Consider the following 14250-nt stretch of genomic DNA (forward strand, 5'->3'; position numbering starts at 1 on the left):
TGGGCGGGCGCCCCTGCATCGTCACGACCGGGTCCGTCCGTCGCTCCGTGTGCGACGGGCGCCCTGTCGTGCCGCCGCGGCGCGCCCGGGCGACACCGGGTGCGCCCCTTCCGGGTGTTGCGGACGCCGCCGCGCCGCCGGCCGGCCACGCGGCGGGGGCCCGGGCGGCGGTGCCCGGGGTCAGGGTCCTCAGCATCACGGCGGTGACGTGGTGCTTCCACAGGAAGTCCACCCATGCCGCGGCGAGGGCGGCGGTTGCCACCAGCACCAGCACCAGCACCAGCACGGCGCTGCTCAGCCGGCTCCCCCGCGCGGCCCGGGGATCCCCGCACCCCGCACCCCGGGACGTCCCCGTACGCTTCACCCAGCGGTGAGCTGCTCCCACCGTCCCGGACGGCGTACCCCGCCACCCGGGGCCGATCGGCCCCGTGCCGGGCCCCGGCGGCCCCTGTCCGGGCCCTGCCGCCGTCGGGAAGCTGGGAGTGAACAGCCCACGCCCTTCGTCCCGTTCGCCAGGAGGCACTTCATGTCCCGTACGGTCACCGCCGGTCTCGACGGATCGCCCGAGAGTCTGGCCGCCGCGGACTGGGCCGCCCGCGAGGCCGCGCGCCGCGGACTGCCCCTGAAGCTCGTGCACGTGTACGAGTGGCAGCCGTACGCCTCCGTCTACGCCCCGCTGGCCGGCGCGGTGGCCGGGGTCGATCCCGACGCCCAGCAGCGGTGGGCCGAGTCCGTGCCGCGCGACGCCGCCGCCGAACTCGCCCGGCGCCACCCGGACCTGGACATCTCCGCCCGGCTGCTGAGCGGGCAGCCCGCGGCGGCCCTCGCGGCGGCCGCCGAGGAGTCCGAACTGCTGGTGCTGGGCTCCCGGGGCCTCGGTGCGCTCGCCGGGTTCCTCGTCGGGTCGGTGGCCTCCGCGACGGTCGCCCAGGCCGCCCGGCCGGTCGTCCTCGTACGGGCCGGGCAGACCGGCAAGGGCGAGCACCGCCCGGACCTGGACGGACTGGTCTCCGAGTACACGCCGTTCCGGGACGTGGTCCTCGGGATCGACCTGGCCCGTCCCCACGACGACCTGATCGCCTTCGCCTTCGAGGCCGCCGCGCTGCGCCGTACCGGCCTCCGCGTCGTCCACGGCTGGAACCTGCCCGCCTCCTACGGCTACAACCCCGCCGCGATCGCCCTCGACCTGGAACGCGAACTGACCGACGCCCAGGCGAACGCGCTCACCCAGGCACTGGTGCCGTGGCGGGCGAAGTACCCCGCCGTCGAGGTCGTGGAGCACTCCCTCGTCGGCGGGGCCGCGCACCACCTGGTCGAGGCGGCGGCCGACGCGGCACTGGTCGTGGTCGGCAGGCGGGTCCGCCACGCGGCCGCCGGCCTGCACATCGGGCCGGTGACCCACGCGGTGCTGCACCACGCCAAGGCCCCCGTCGCGGTCGTCCCCCACGACTGAACCCGGCGCCGGCGACGGCGCGCAGGCCGTCCCGGCCGGGATCAGTCCGCGAGGCGGCCGGACGCGTCGAGGAGCGCCGCCTCCTCGTCCGTCAGCCGCAGCGCGCCCGCCGCCAGGTTGTCGACCAGGTGGTCCGGGTTCCCCGTGCCCGGGATGGCCAGTACGTGGTCACCCTGCCGCAGTGTCCAGGCCAGCCGCACTTGGGCGGGCGAGGCGCCGTGGGCCTTCGCGACGGCGAGCACCGCGTCGCTCTCGGCACGGCCGGCTCCCTGCTCTCGGCCGTCGCCGGCGATGGCGAAGAAGGGCACGAAGGCGATGCCCTGCGCACCGCAGTCCCGCAGGAGTCCCTCGCTTTCGCGCGCGTCGATGCCGTAGCGGTTCTGGACGCACACCACCGGGGCGATGGCCTGCGCCTCGGCCAGGTGCTCGGGACGGATGTTGGAGAGCCCGAGGTGGCGGACGAGGCCCGCGTCGCGGAGCTCGGCCAGGGCGCCGAAGTGCTCGGCAACGGAAGTCGCGCCCATGAAGCGGAGGTTGACGAGGTCGAGATGGTCCCGGCCGAGCTGGCGCAGATTCTCCTCGACCTGGCCGCGCAGCTGGTCGGGCCGGGCCGCGGTGGCCCACTCGCCGGAGGCGTCCCGCGCGGGACCCACCTTGGTGGCGATGACGAGGTCCTCCGGGTACGGCGCCAGGGCCGAGTTGATGAGCTCGTTCGCGGAGCGCAGCCGCGAGAAGTAGAACGCCGCGGTGTCGATGTGGTTGACGCCGAGTTCGGCCGCGCGGCGCAGTACGCCGATGGCCCGTCCGCGGTCGCTGGGGGTTCCGAGGTGGAAGGCGGCGCTGCCGGTCAGCCGCATCGCGCCGAAGCCGATCCGGTTGACCTTCATGTCGCCGAGGAGCCATGTGCCGGCGGCGGCCGCGGAGATCCTGCCTGAAGTCATGGGTGACTGCATCCTTTCGCCGCCCTGGAGTATGCGCCCATGCCGCCCGTGACGCGAAGCGAGTGGGCGCCGACCCGCGCTTGCTGCCCTCTGCTGCGACTTGAACGATCACCCCCCTGACGGGGAGGAACATGCGCGGCGGCGGCGACCGGGGACAACCGGGAGAGCACCGCGATGCCGAGGACGACCAGGACGGTGCCGCGGAACGCGGTACGGCGCGGGCCGCACCGCGCATCGGCCGTCGCCGACCCGGCATTCCCCCTGGCAGCCCGCGTGGAGCGCCGCGTGATCATTTACCGGGTGCTCCGCCCGTCCTCCCGTGCGGCGGAGAACTCCGCGCGCACCGCGTCCGTGTGCTCGCCCAGCGCCGGCACCGCCCCCATCGGGGCTTCCCGCCCGCGCACCGTCACCGGCGGCAGCAGCCCGCGCAGCGGTCCGGACGGCGTGCCGAATTCCCGCCAGCGGTCGCGGGCGGCGAGCTGCGGATGGGCCGCGAACTCCGCGACCGAGCGCAGCCGGGCGCCCGCGATTCCCGCCGTGTCCAGCCGCTCCAGGACGTCGTCCGCGGCGAGGGGGGCGAAACGCTCCTCCAGGATCGCGGTGAGCTCCTCGTCATGCGCGTGGCGCAGCGGGTTGTCCGCGAAGCGCGGATCGCGGATCAGCTCCGGCCGCTCCAGCACCCGCTCGCACAGGGCGACCCAGTCGCGGTCGCTCTGCACGCTGATGAAGACCTCGCCGCCGTCGCCCGCCCGGTAGTGCCCGTACGGGGAGATCGACGGGTGCCGGGCGCCGCTGCGGGTGAGCGGCGCGCTCCCGTACAGGTCGTGGTAGAGCGGCTGGCCCAGCCACTCGCCGAGCGCGTCCAGCATCGCGACGTCGAACGCGCTGCCCTCGCCGGTGCGTTCGCGCTCGTACAGCGCGGACAGCACCCCGGTGTACGCGTACATCCCGGCCGCGATGTCGGCGATGGAGATCCCGGCCCGCGCCGGGGCCTCCGGCGTGCCGGTCAGCGAGACCAGCCCGGACTCGCACTGCACGAGCAGGTCGAACGCCTTCTTCGCCGCGTACGGGCCGCGGTCGCCGTAGCCCGAGACGCCGCACCAGATCAGCCGCGGGTGGCGGGCGCGGAGCACCTCCGCGCCGAGGCCCAGCCGTTCGGCGGCGCCGGGGGCGAGGTTCTGCACGAAGACGTCGGCCGCCGCCAGGACCCGGTCCAGCAGGGCGCGGTCGCCGTCCTGCTTGAGGTCCAGGACCACGCTCTCCTTGCCGCGGTTGCACCAGACGAAGTACGCGGACTCGCCCCCCGCGGCCTTGTCGTAGTCTCGCGCGAAGTCGCCGCCGGGGCGTTCGACCTTGATGACCCGGGCGCCGAGGTCGGCCAGTTGGCGGGTCGCGAAGGGCGCGGCGACGGCCTGTTCGAGGGAGACGACGGTGACGCCGTCGAGCGGCTGGTGCTGTGGCTGCTGCAAGGTCGCGCTCCTGGTCTGTGTCAGGTCGGGAACGGCATCGTTCGTCGTGCGCGGGGAGGTGGGTCCGGATCCCCGCGTACGTCACAGGTCCACGATCGTCCCCAGACCCTCCGCGCGGGCGACGGCGTGCACGACGTGGGCGGCCGCCACGTCGAGCGCCGCGTGCCCGGTGGACTTGAAGACGGTCGGACCGGTGCTCCCCGGGCCGCGGCCGGGGTGGTCGCCGGCCAGCACCGAGCCGAGCAGGGTGACGGACCGGCCGGGGGAGAGGTCCTGCAGTTCGTGGGCGCCCGCCGGGGGAGGTGAGCCCGCCGCGCCGGACCACTCGGCGAACAGGGCGGCGTCCCGGACGGTGGCCGCGTCCAGTTCGGGGCCGTGGGAGCCGCCGACCGAGCTGACGTGCGTGCCGGGGACCAGCCACGAGCGGTGTACGACCGGGCTGGTGGCCCCGGTACAGCAGAAGACGACGTCGCTCTCACGCACCGCCTCCTCGATGCCGCCCGCCACGCGCGCACCGGGGTGGAGCGCGGCCGCCTCGCGGGCGCGGCGCGTGTCGCGGCCGCCGACGAGGACCGCGGTGGCCGGGTGGAGTTCCGCCAGCAGCGCGAGCTGGGCCCTGGCCTGGGCGCCGGTGCCGATCACGGCGTAGCTCCGGGCTCCGGGGCGGGCCAGCGCCCGCGCGCTGAGCGTGGCCGCCGCGGCGGTGCGCACCGCCGTCAGCGACTCGGCGTCCATCAGGGCCAGCGGGCGCCCGTCGTGCTCGTCGAAGAGCGCGACCATCCCGCGGTGGGAGCTGCGCCCGGGCCGGGACGGATCGCCGAACACCGAGACGAGCTTGGCGGCCAGACCCAGCCCCGGCACGTACCCGGGCATCGCGCCGAGCAGCCCCGCCGGGGTGCGGGCGGCGATGCGCGGCGGCGCGGAGACCTCGCCGCGGCAGAGCGCGACCAGGGCCGTCGCCACTGCCTCCACGACGCGGCGCGGGTCGAGGGCGGCGAAGGTCTGCGCGCGGTCCAGGACGAGGGTGCCGTCGCTCATACGATGTCTCCCTGAGGGCTGGTCAGAACGCGCTGGAGTTCGCCGGTGGCCTCGCGCAGGAGCCGTTCCACCCCGGCGAGCCGGGGCTCGTCGAACTCCGCGTCCGGTCCGACGACGGTCAGCGCGCAGACGGGAGCGCCCGGGCCGGGCGTCACGGCACGGCTGATCGAGGCGACCAGCTTCTCGTTGCGTCCGCGCTCGACGGCGACCCCCGTGCTCTCGGCGAGGGCGATGTCCGCCAGCAGCCCGTCGTCACCGTCGAGCGGGTACCCGTCGGCCTCGGCGGGCCGCAGGTAGGGGGCGCGGGCCGCCGGGTCGAGGGCGGCGACCAGCGCCACGGGGCCGGCGAACCGGTGCGCCGGCAGCGCCTCGCCCCGCAGATGGCTGATCATGGCGAGCCGTTCGGGGCGGACGACGTCGATCACCCGTGCCCGGTCGGCCTCCAGCACCTGGAGGTTGACCATCATCCCCGTGCGGTCGGACAGCTCCTGGAGCACGGGGCGGGCCAGAGCGGTGAGCGAGTTGCCGGCGGCGGCCGCCGACATCCGCAGTACCGCGGTGCCGGGCAGATAGCGGTCGCCGGCCCGCAGCACCCAGCCCCGGCGTACGAGGTCGAGCAGGATCCGGTACGCCGTCGCGCGGTGCAGGCCCACTTCGCCGGCCAGATCCGTGAGGCGGACGGGATGCGGCGCGCGCGTGACGGCCTCGATCAGGTCGAGCGCCTTGTCCACCGCGGTACGCGGGGCCTCGGGCATCGCGGCCACTCCTCACTGGTGCTCCGGCGGCTCTGGAGTACAGTACCGACTGTTTCCACACACGATACAGATGTTACGTACAGCGCAACAACACAAGGCGACAACTTCAGCTGAGGTGAGCATGGCCGACCAGCCCTCGGGCGCCCCCACTCCCTACGCGGCGCCGACGGCGGGCACGATCGCGGTGTACCGCGGTGCGACCGTCTTCGACGGCACCGGCCGCCCGCCCCGGCCCGGGACGACGATCCTCACCGAGGGGCAGACGATCCTGACCGTCGCCCCCGACGGGGATCCCGCCGCCCAAGCACCCACCGGGGCCGAGGTCTTCGACCTCGACGGGCGCTTCGTGATCCCCGGGCTGATCGACTCCCACCAGCACCTGGCCACCCCGCCGGACCGCCCCGCGGCCGAGGCGGCGTTGCGCCGCCACGTGTTCAGCGGCATCACCGCCGTCCGGGACATGGCCGACGACCTGCGGCAGATCGGCGATCTCGCCCGGGCCACGCTCGTGGGCGAGATCCCCGGTCCGGACATCCGGTACGCCGCGCTGATGGCGGGCCCGGGCTTCTTCGACGACCCGCGCACCCACCAGGTGTCCCAGGGGGCCGTACCCGGCGAGGTCCCCTGGATGCAGGCGATCACCGCCGCCACCGACCTGCCCCTCGCCGTCGCCATGGCGCGCGGCACGTTCGCCGCGGCGATCAAGATCTACGCCGACCTCGACCAGGCCACGGTCGCCGCCGTCACCGCCGAGGCCCACCGCCAGAACATCCCCGTCTGGGCCCACGCCACCGTCTTCCCCGCCACCCCCGGCCAGGTCGTCTCCGCCGGTGTCGACACGATCTCGCACGTCACCCTGCTCGCCTTCGAGGGCACACCCGACGCGCTCACCAGCTACAAGGACAAACCCCCCGTCGACCACGCCCGGTTCGCCGCGGGGGACGACCCCCGGCTGGCGGAGCTCTTCGCCCTCATGCGCCGCCGCGGCACCGTCCTGGACGCGACCGCCGCCATGTGGGAGAGCGACGAACTCGCCGGCGACGGCCCCGAGGACGCCGCCCGGGCCCGCGCCAACACCGCGCTCGCCGCCGCCGTCACCGCCCAGGCGCACCGGGCCGGCGTGGCGATCTCCACCGGCACCGACTACGAGACCGCCCCCGAGGCCCCGTTCCCGGCCCTGCACGAGGAGTTGGCCTTCCTCGTTGCACGCTGCGGCATGCCGGCAGCCGAGGTGCTGCGCTCGGCCACCCTCATCGGCGCCCGTGCCGCGGGCACCGAGGACACCATGGGCAGCGTCGAGGTAGGCAAGCTCGCCAACTTCGTTGTCCTGGACGAGGATCCGCTGCGGGACATCGCCAACCTGCGCAGCGTCACCCTGACCGTCAAGCGCGGACGCCGCTTCGACCGCGCCGAGTTCGAGGATGCCCGATGACCCCACGCCCCTGATCGTCAACGCGCTGGGCCGGCTCGACAACCCCAACGCCCACGCGTCCGCCGAGGCCGCCGCGCACCTCAACCCCTCCAGCGACCGGCTCACCGTCGACGCCCGCGCCGCCGACGTCGTCGAGCACATCGACCACGCGGTCAACGTCTGCGCCGAGGACCACGTCGGCATCGGCACCGACGGCACCAACACTGCCGTCGACGACCTCGACGCCGACCGCACCGCGCTCGCCGGGCACGTGGCGCAGCGCCGCGAGGCGGCGTCGGCGCGGCGGGGAGCGTGCCGACACCCACCCCTTCGTCGTCGACCTGCGCGGGGTGGACCAGTTCCGGGAGCTGATCCGGCTCCTGGAGCGACGCGGTTACCGCTCGGAGCGGATCGAGGAGATCCTCGGCCGCGACTTCCACGCCTCCCGCGTCTGGGCGGCGTGACGCCCCTCGGGTGACGCCCCCCGCCGCTGCCGATGGACCAGTGCCGCCTGCGCAGTGGAGTGGCGCACGCGGCGGGTGTTCCCGCGCCGGAACCGTGCCAGAGCGACCATGCGTACCAGGCGCAACTCTCTTCACGCGGTTTCGTGCGCGCTCCGCGGCGCCCCGGTCCGCCGGGCCGGGCCTTGCCCGGTCGTCGCGATCCGGTGCCCGCCTCGTCGTTTGCAAGCGTGGAACAAAAGGAGAAGGGTGGTTGAAGGCGCACAAAAGAGCGACGAACGGAGCTTCTCATGGAAGCGGGGAAGGCTGAACTGTACGCGCTCGACTTGACGGAAGCGCGCTGGGTCAAGAGCAGCAAGAGCCAGACGCCCTACAGGCCGTAGTGCGTGGAGGTGGCGGACCTCGGCGGCGGAGCCGTCGCGGTCCGTGACTCGAACCGCAGGGACCTGCCGCCACTGCGGTTCACCGCGGAGGAATGGGCGGCGTTCCGAGACGGTGTGCGCGAGGGCGAGTTCGGTTAGAACACATCGCGTCGCACCGATGCCCGGCCGCCGGCAAACCTCACTTGTCGTGAAACGACGCGGAGGGGCAGCGCGTAAGCGCGTCGAAGTCCCCCGCCGGGGCGCTTGATCGAGGCGCCGAGCGGTTCAACAGAGCGGACGGAGTTCGCGGGCGCCCGCGAGGGCCCCCGCCGGCGGGTTCAGTGTGCGACAGGGGCCTTGTGCAGGGTGAAGAAGAGCGCGCGGGCCTCGCTGCCGTCCGGCTGCTGCCAGCGGGCGCCGACATGCCCGACCACATCGCCGGCGGGCTCGGCCGTGCCGGGGCGCAGCGCGCGGGCCACCCGCAGGACCAGCCGTCCGGCGGGGCCGCCGTCGACGGCGATGTCGGTCGTGCCGTGCGGCCCGTCCGTCACGGAACCGGCGCCGGTCGCGGCGGCCCCCGCCGGTCCCGTGTGGTGACGGCTGACGGTCGGGTCGGGCGTGTCGCTCTCGCTTTGGGCCTGTGCCTCGGCCTCACCCCGTATGAAGGCGAGCAACTGCGCCACCACGACCGGGTCGTGCGTGCCGTCGTACACCCACCGCTTGCCGAGCACCCCGTGCTCCGTGGTGCCGATCAGGCCGTCGTCCGCGGCGCCGGCGAGCGGCGCCCCGCGGTAGCTGAGGGGTACGTGGTAGGCGCCGCCGTCCTGGTCGGTGACGACCATGAACTCCACCCCGACCTCACCGAGGGGGTCGTCGAGGCGGAAGCCGCCGGCCTTGACCAGTTCCGGTTGCCGCCCCGCGCCCGCGTACCAGGGCTGCCGGGGGAGCCACACCGTGAGCAGTTCCAGCTTGGTGGGCGTCAGCGTGGTGCGGTGGATGATTGCCATTGCCTGTGAAGCCTTCCCCTGAGCCTGCGCGTGCGAGGGACATCGTCCCATCCGGGTCCGACACGCGGGCGTCCGGCATCGCGAAGATCCTCGTCCGTTCGGCCATACGTCGGTAAGGTGGCCGTATGGCGAAGCAGAAGGTCACGATCACCCTCGACGAGGAGACCGTCGCCGCGGTCGACAAGCTGGCCGGCGGCCCCGGCGGCAACAGGTCCGCCTTCATCGAAGCGGCCGTCACCGAACGTCTCCAGCGCACCGAGCGCGCGCTGCGCGCCGTCGACTGGCTGGCCGGCCGCGCCCGCCAGGACCACCCGGGTGAGTGGGACGCCGCCGTCGAGGCCGTCACCGCCGCGGACGCGCGGCGCGGCTTCGAGACCGTTCCTCCCGCCGACCCGGGTCAGGCGGCGTGAGCGGCGGCTACATCCTCGACCACACCGCCGTCCGGGCCCTCGCCCTGGGACGGCCGTACATGGTCGCCCGGGTCATCCGCTCCGCGCAGGCGGCGGTCCCGCTGTACGTGCCGGCCGTCCCCTTCGCGCAGGGCCTGACCGAGTCCGTCCTCGGCGAGGTGTACGAACGGCTCCAGGACGCGCTGGCGGCGCCGTGCTTCGTCTTCCGGCCGCTCGGTGAGGCCGCGTGCTGGTCCGTCGCGCAGATCGCGCACGAACGCGCCACCGACATCGCCACCGCCCACGCCGCGCATTTGGCCCTGTCCACGGGCCTGCCGGTGCTCACCCAGCAGCCCGACGCCTACAAGCGCGTCGACGTCCGGATCGACACCGAGCAGATCCTCTGACCGGCCCGGCGGTGGGGATGCGGTCTCACGCCCCGCCGCCGGAACCGAAGGTGACGGGCAGGCGCTCGGGGCCGCGCAGTACGCCCGGCCGCCAGCGCAGCTCGCCGGGCGGCACCGCCAGGGCGAGGCCGGGAAGGCGGCGCAGGACGCTGCCGATGGCGATCCTGCCCTCGAGCCGGGCCAGCGGTGCGCCCAGGCAGTAGTGGATGCCGTGGCCGAAGGCGAGGTGGGCGTTGTCCTCCCGGGTGACGTCCAGGCGGTCCGGGTCGGTGAAGCGCGCCGGGTCGCGGTCGGCGATGGCCGAGGCGATCACCACCGTCGCGCCGCGCGGGATCGCCACGCCCGCGATGGTGAGGTCCTCCCGCGTGAAGCGCGTGATGCCGGGGTTGATCGGCCCGTCGTAGCGCAGGAACTCCTCGATCGCGCCGGGCAGCAGCCCCGGGTCGTCCCGCAGGGCGCGCAGCTGGGCCGGGTGGGCGAGCAGCGCGGCGATGCCGCTGCCGATGAGGCTGACGGTGGTGACGTATCCGGCGGCCAGCAGCAGGAAGGCCATCGCGATCAGCTCGTCCGCGTCCAGCCGCTGTTCGTCGTCGTGCCGGGCGACGAGCGCGCTGAGCAGGTCGTCCGCGGGGCTTCGCCGCTTCGCGTCGATGAGCGCGCTCAGATACCCGTGCATCTGCCGCCAGGCCGCCTCCAACCTGGCCAGGTCCGGCGCCTGCGGTCCCTGGAGGATCATCTCGTCGGTCCACCGCTGGAAGTCGTGGCGGTCGGAGACGGGCACGCCCAGCAGCTCGCTGATGACCGTGACCGGCAGTGGCAGCGCGAACTCCTCGACGAGGTCGGCGCGGCCGGCCGGGACGATCGCGTCGAGGAGCTCGTCGGTGACCGCCTGGACGCGCGGCTCCAACTCGGCCACGCGGCGGGCGGTGAAGGCCTTCGAGACCAGCCGCCGCAGCCGGGTGTGATCGGGCGGATCGGCGCGCAGCATGGTGCGCAGCATCGCCTGGCGCTCGTTGGTGGGCAGCCGTTCCAGCAGCCGGGGGTCGGCGGAGTCCCGGACGTCGCTGCTCAGCCGTGGGTCGGCCAGCGCCGCCAGGCCGTCCTCGTACCGGGTGACCAGCCAGACCTCCAGGTCGCCCGAGATGACCGCGCGGCGCACCGGGCCCTCCTGGCGTAGCTCCCTGTAGCGGGGGAAGGGATCCGCGACGAAGGCCGGATCGGTGTAGGGCAGGCGGACCGGCTGCTGGTTCATCAGGCCTCCGGGAGTGCGTCGCACCTCATGGCTGCAGTGAATTACACCGTTCAATTATAATATGTCCCGTTATTTTTGGGTCGAGATGCCGGCGGAGGGTGGCCTGTGATGGAACGGACCACGTGCTGCGTGGTGGGCGGCGGACCGGCGGGCATGGTGCTCGCCCTGCTGCTGGCCCGGGCGGGTGTGGCGGTGACCGTCCTGGAGAAGCACGGCGACTTCCTGCGCGACTTCCGCGGCGACACCGTGCACCCCTCCACCCTCTCCCTGCTGGACGAGCTCGGCCTGGCCGAACGGTTCGCCGCGCTCCCGCAACGCCGCGTCACCACCGTGCAGTTGCCGATCGGCGCGGGACGCTCGCTGGTCACCGTCTCGGACATCGGCGCGCTGCGGGGCCCGTACAACTACGTGGCGATGGTGCCGCAGTGGGACCTGCTGGACCTGCTGGCGGACGAGGCCCGCCGCGAGCCCTCCTTCACCCTGCGCATGAACACCGAGGCGACCTCCTTCATCGAGGAGCGCGGCCGCGTGACGGGGGTCGGGTACCGCACCTCCGACGGCCGGACCGGCGAGCTGCGGGCCACCCTGACGGTGGCCTGCGACGGCCGGGCGTCACTGGCCCGGTCGCGGCCGGAACTGGGCCTGCGGCGGTTCGGCTGTCCGATGGACGCCTGGTGGTTCCGCGTGCCCCGGCACCCGGGCGATCCGCAGGGGCTGGTGGGCGGCGTCGGGGACCGCTTCCTGACCGCGATGATCGACCGCGGCGAGTACTGGCAGTGTGCCGCGCTGATCCCCAAGGGCACCGATGCCGACCGCCGGGCGGCGGGGCTCGACCGGTTCCTCGCCGAGTTCTCGGCCGCCGTGCCGTGGCTCGGCGACCGCGTGCGCGCGGTCCGCTCCTGGGACGAGGTCAAGCTCCTGGACGTACGTTGCGACCGCCTGAACCGGTGGCACCGCCCGGGGCTGCTCTGCATCGGCGACGCCGCGCACGCGATGTCGCCCGTCTTCGGCATCGGCATCAACCTCGCCGTCGAGGACGCCGTCGCCACCGCGCGCCACCTGGTGGAGCCGCTGCGCCGCGGGAGCGTCGGCCTGCGGGACGTACGCGCCGTCCAGCGCCGTCGCTGGCCGACGACGGCCGCCACGCAGGCCCTGCAGCGTCTGGCCCACGAGCGGTTCATCGCCCCGGTGCTGGCGGGACGCTCCCCGCTCGGTGACACCGATCGCGCGCAACGGCTGGCGGGCCTGCTCAACACCACGCCGTGGCTGAAGCGGGTGCCCGCGTACTTCATCGGCTACGGCGCGCTGCGCGAGCGTCCGCCGGCGGCGTCGGTGCGATAGGGCCGTCCTCAGCCGGCGCTGTCCGCGGCGATCAGCTCCTCGCGGTGCGCCCGCGCCGCTACCGCGGTCGCTGCCCCGCCGGATCCTTGCAGGCCCGGCGGCCCGGCGTCGGTGCCGGGGGGCGGTAGCGGAGCCTCGACGTCGTCCCACCCGCCGGCGCAGGTGCGTCGGCGGGGCGGCGGGGCGTGTCCCGGCGGCGCCGGTCGCCGTGGACGTCTCCGGTCAGGAAGCGCGGCACGCGTTGCGGGCGATCGCGTCGACGACCGCCGGCCACACCTGCTCGGGCAGGTCGTGGCCCATGCCGGGGATCAGCAGCAGTTCGCTGCCGGGGATCGCGGCCGCGGTCGCCCGGCCGCCGCTGTGGTCGATGAGCGGGTCCTGCTCGCCGTGCACGACCACCGTCGGCACCGCGACCGAGCGCAGCCCTGGGGTGCGGTCCGGCGAGGCGAGGATGGCGGCGTACTGGCGCATGTAGCCGTGCGGCCGGTACGCGCGGTCGTAGGCGGCGGTGACGCGCTCCCGCAGCGCCTCCGGAGCGGGCGGGTAGGCAGGCGAGCCGATCACGGCCGCCCGCCGCACCGCTTCGTCGATGACCGCTTCACGGGTCAGCGGGGCGCCGTTCGGGCCGGGCATGGCCGCGATGGCCTCCGCCGAGGCGCGGCCGACCGATCGGTCGCCGGTGGTGGACATGATGGAGCAGAGCGACAGCACGCGTTCCGGGTGGTCGATCACCAACTGCTGGGCGATCATGCCGCCCATCGACGCGCCGACGACATGAGCGGCCCTCAGGTCGAGCGCGTCCAGCAGGCCCACCGCGTCGTCCGCCATGTCGGCCAGCAGATAGGGCACGCCGGAGGTGTCGCCCGACAGCACGACGCCGATGTCCGGCACCGGGTGCTCGTCGAGGCCCGTTGACAGGCCCGCGTCGCGGTTGTCGTAGCGCACGACGAAGAAGCCCCGGTCCGCGAGGGCGGCACAGAACTCCGGCCGCCACAGCGTCATTTGGGCGCCGAGCCCCATCACGAGGAGGAGTGCCGGATCGCCGGGGCTGCCGAAGGTGTCGTACTCGAGCTCTATACCGTTGGACTTCGCGCGCGGCATGCGGGGCTCCCTGGTGGGCTCGCGGGTGATCGGCTCATACCGTCCAGTCGGTACGATAGCGGCGCCCCGGCCGCTCGGCACCCCGGCGGCCCCCGGCGGGCGACGGCAGGGTGAAGCCCGCGCCAGTTACATTACGCTTACGTAATGTAACTCCGGCAACAGACGTCATGAAGCTGTACTGGGTCGGCAGGATGGGCGAACGCAGCAGGCCGTCGTGGATGTCGCAGATCACCGCGGCCGCCAGGTGGATGTCGGCGGGCGTGACGAGACCGATCGCCATGATGATCAGCACCAGCACGACCGGGGCGCTTGCTTCGGGCCGCCGCCACGCCCCCGGGAGCCTGACGTCGCCCGCTGAGCCGGTCCCCATCGTGATCGGGCACAACGAGACCGCGCGGCCGTACCGCCGGACCCACGACAGGAGTCCGCTCAGAGTCGCATGAGCCCGGCAGCCGTGGGCCGGAATCCGCACTGCCCGTAGAAGGACTCCAGATGCGGCTCGTAGTCGACGTGCAACCACTGCGCACCGCGTGCCCTCGCCTCGTCGGCGGCAGCCCGTACCAGCCGTATGCCGAGCCCTTTGCGGCGCTCATCCGGGTGCACCGTCGTGTCCAGGACGAAGGCGTGCGCGCCACCGTCGCCGACGACGTTGACGAATCCGACCAGCCGGCTCGCGCGACGCGCCGCGATCCACGTGAGGCTCCGGGAGAGCATCGGCGCGAACGCGGTCGGCCGGTGATCCGGCCACGACACCGTGAACAACTCGTTGAGCTCCGCGTCCGTCAGGGCAGGGCGAACGAGCAACACCTCGTCGCCGGCGTGCGACGCATCATTGATCACCACGCGGAGCAGCCTGCCATGCG

At 74.0% G+C, this 14250-nt stretch carries 16 protein-coding genes; 7 read left to right on the plus strand and 9 right to left on the minus strand.

The genetic code is table 11. The annotated features are described in order from the left end of the window. Window positions 1-526 precede the first annotated feature (526 nt). Window positions 527-1453, plus strand: coding sequence for a universal stress protein (locus ACWDAS_RS27445; RefSeq protein ID WP_450395993.1), 927 nt, complete (start codon window positions 527-529; stop codon window positions 1451-1453). A 41-nt stretch (window positions 1454-1494) separates the two neighbouring features. Here the strand turns inward: ACWDAS_RS27445 and ACWDAS_RS27450 are convergent, their stop codons facing one another. The 4 genes from ACWDAS_RS27450 to ACWDAS_RS27465 all read right to left on the minus strand — a co-directional run bounded on the left by ACWDAS_RS27450 (window position 1495) and on the right by ACWDAS_RS27465 (window position 5656). Beyond that, entirely contained in the window at window positions 1495-2394 is a 900-nt protein-coding gene (locus ACWDAS_RS27450; RefSeq protein ID WP_450395996.1) for an oxidoreductase, read from the minus strand. 293 nt (window positions 2395-2687) lie between these two features. Continuing rightward, entirely contained in the window at window positions 2688-3863 is a 1176-nt protein-coding gene (locus ACWDAS_RS27455) for a CaiB/BaiF CoA transferase family protein (protein WP_450395999.1), read from the minus strand. Window positions 3864-3944: 81 nt separating this feature from the next. Continuing rightward, window positions 3945-4901, minus strand: a complete 957-nt coding sequence (locus tag ACWDAS_RS27460; protein WP_450396002.1) for an ornithine cyclodeaminase family protein — start codon at window positions 4899-4901, stop codon at window positions 3945-3947. Next, on the minus strand, window positions 4898-5656 hold the full coding sequence (locus tag ACWDAS_RS27465) for an IclR family transcriptional regulator (RefSeq protein ID WP_450396005.1): 759 nt from the start codon (window positions 5654-5656) through the stop codon (window positions 4898-4900). Before ACWDAS_RS27465 ends, ACWDAS_RS27460 begins: the two co-directional genes overlap by 4 nt. A 121-nt stretch (window positions 5657-5777) precedes the next feature. On the opposite strand from ACWDAS_RS27465, the gene ACWDAS_RS27470 reads away from it, so the two are divergent. From ACWDAS_RS27470 to ACWDAS_RS27480, 3 genes are all read left to right on the plus strand, one after another. Continuing rightward, entirely contained in the window at window positions 5778-7088 is a 1311-nt protein-coding gene (locus ACWDAS_RS27470; protein ID WP_450396007.1) for an amidohydrolase family protein, read from the plus strand. Beyond that, window positions 7078-7545 carry a hypothetical protein gene (locus tag ACWDAS_RS27475; protein ID WP_450396010.1) on the plus strand — a complete coding sequence of 156 codons (468 nt, stop codon included), beginning with the start codon at window positions 7078-7080 and terminating at the stop codon, window positions 7543-7545. Before ACWDAS_RS27470 ends, ACWDAS_RS27475 begins: the two co-directional genes overlap by 11 nt. A gap of 369 nt (window positions 7546-7914) precedes the next feature. Next, on the plus strand, window positions 7915-8049 hold the full coding sequence (locus ACWDAS_RS27480; RefSeq protein ID WP_450396012.1) for a DUF397 domain-containing protein: 135 nt from the start codon (window positions 7915-7917) through the stop codon (window positions 8047-8049). A 179-nt stretch (window positions 8050-8228) separates the two neighbouring features. Here ACWDAS_RS27480 and ACWDAS_RS27485 read toward each other — a convergent pair whose 3' ends face one another. Continuing rightward, entirely contained in the window at window positions 8229-8897 is a 669-nt protein-coding gene (locus ACWDAS_RS27485) for a maltokinase N-terminal cap-like domain-containing protein (RefSeq protein ID WP_450396015.1), read from the minus strand. A gap of 125 nt (window positions 8898-9022) precedes the next feature. Here ACWDAS_RS27485 and ACWDAS_RS27490 point away from each other — a divergent pair, with 125 nt between their 5' ends. Together ACWDAS_RS27490 and ACWDAS_RS27495 are read left to right on the plus strand one after the other, a co-directional pair. Then, window positions 9023-9307 carry a ribbon-helix-helix domain-containing protein gene (locus ACWDAS_RS27490; RefSeq protein WP_450396018.1) on the plus strand — a complete coding sequence of 95 codons (285 nt, stop codon included), beginning with the start codon at window positions 9023-9025 and terminating at the stop codon, window positions 9305-9307. Continuing rightward, complete coding sequence (locus ACWDAS_RS27495; protein ID WP_450396019.1) at window positions 9304-9693, plus strand: hypothetical protein; 390 nt, start codon at window positions 9304-9306, stop codon at window positions 9691-9693. The genes ACWDAS_RS27490 and ACWDAS_RS27495 overlap by 4 nt, the downstream gene beginning before the upstream one ends. A 25-nt stretch (window positions 9694-9718) precedes the next feature. On the opposite strand, the gene ACWDAS_RS27500 is transcribed toward ACWDAS_RS27495, so the two are convergent. After that, window positions 9719-10945: a cytochrome P450 family protein gene (locus tag ACWDAS_RS27500; RefSeq protein ID WP_450396021.1), complete on the minus strand. Its 1227-nt coding sequence runs from the start codon at window positions 10943-10945 to the stop codon at window positions 9719-9721. Between the two features lie 108 nt (window positions 10946-11053). Here ACWDAS_RS27500 and ACWDAS_RS27505 point away from each other — a divergent pair, with 108 nt between their 5' ends. Further along, window positions 11054-12286 carry an FAD-dependent oxidoreductase gene (locus ACWDAS_RS27505; RefSeq protein WP_450396023.1) on the plus strand — a complete coding sequence of 411 codons (1233 nt, stop codon included), beginning with the start codon at window positions 11054-11056 and terminating at the stop codon, window positions 12284-12286. Window positions 12287-12508: 222 nt separating this feature from the next. On the opposite strand, the gene ACWDAS_RS27510 is transcribed toward ACWDAS_RS27505, so the two are convergent. The 3 genes from ACWDAS_RS27510 to ACWDAS_RS27520 form a co-directional block, all read right to left on the minus strand. Next, window positions 12509-13387 carry an alpha/beta fold hydrolase gene (locus tag ACWDAS_RS27510; protein ID WP_450396024.1) on the minus strand — a complete coding sequence of 293 codons (879 nt, stop codon included), beginning with the start codon at window positions 13385-13387 and terminating at the stop codon, window positions 12509-12511. Window positions 13388-13421: 34 nt separating this feature from the next. Beyond that, entirely contained in the window at window positions 13422-13685 is a 264-nt protein-coding gene (locus tag ACWDAS_RS27515; RefSeq protein ID WP_450396026.1) for a hypothetical protein, read from the minus strand. 131 nt (window positions 13686-13816) lie between these two features. Continuing rightward, window positions 13817-14230 carry a GNAT family N-acetyltransferase gene (locus tag ACWDAS_RS27520; protein ID WP_450396028.1) on the minus strand — a complete coding sequence of 138 codons (414 nt, stop codon included), beginning with the start codon at window positions 14228-14230 and terminating at the stop codon, window positions 13817-13819. Between the last annotated feature and the right edge of the window lie 20 nt (window positions 14231-14250).

This window comes from Streptomyces sp. NPDC001070 (assembly GCF_053598835.1).

Excerpts from the sequence above, each read along its gene's own strand:
- ACWDAS_RS27445 (WP_450395993.1), top strand. The coding sequence starts at position 527 with ATGTCCCGTACGGTCACCGCCGGTCTCGACGGATCGCCCGAGAGTCTG.
- ACWDAS_RS27450 (WP_450395996.1), bottom strand. The coding sequence starts at position 2,394 with ATGACTTCAGGCAGGATCTCCGCGGCCGCCGCCGGCACATGGCTCCTC.
- ACWDAS_RS27460 (WP_450396002.1), bottom strand. The coding sequence starts at position 4,901 with ATGAGCGACGGCACCCTCGTCCTGGACCGCGCGCAGACCTTCGCCGCC.
- ACWDAS_RS27465 (WP_450396005.1), bottom strand. The coding sequence starts at position 5,656 with ATGCCCGAGGCCCCGCGTACCGCGGTGGACAAGGCGCTCGACCTGATC.
- ACWDAS_RS27470 (WP_450396007.1), top strand. The coding sequence starts at position 5,778 with ATGGCCGACCAGCCCTCGGGCGCCCCCACTCCCTACGCGGCGCCGACG.
- ACWDAS_RS27475 (WP_450396010.1), top strand. The coding sequence starts at position 7,078 with ATGCCCGATGACCCCACGCCCCTGATCGTCAACGCGCTGGGCCGGCTC.
- ACWDAS_RS27485 (WP_450396015.1), bottom strand. The coding sequence starts at position 8,897 with ATGGCAATCATCCACCGCACCACGCTGACGCCCACCAAGCTGGAACTG.
- ACWDAS_RS27490 (WP_450396018.1), top strand. The coding sequence starts at position 9,023 with ATGGCGAAGCAGAAGGTCACGATCACCCTCGACGAGGAGACCGTCGCC.
- ACWDAS_RS27500 (WP_450396021.1), bottom strand. The coding sequence starts at position 10,945 with ATGAACCAGCAGCCGGTCCGCCTGCCCTACACCGATCCGGCCTTCGTC.
- ACWDAS_RS27505 (WP_450396023.1), top strand. The coding sequence starts at position 11,054 with ATGGAACGGACCACGTGCTGCGTGGTGGGCGGCGGACCGGCGGGCATG.
- ACWDAS_RS27510 (WP_450396024.1), bottom strand. The coding sequence starts at position 13,387 with ATGCCGCGCGCGAAGTCCAACGGTATAGAGCTCGAGTACGACACCTTC.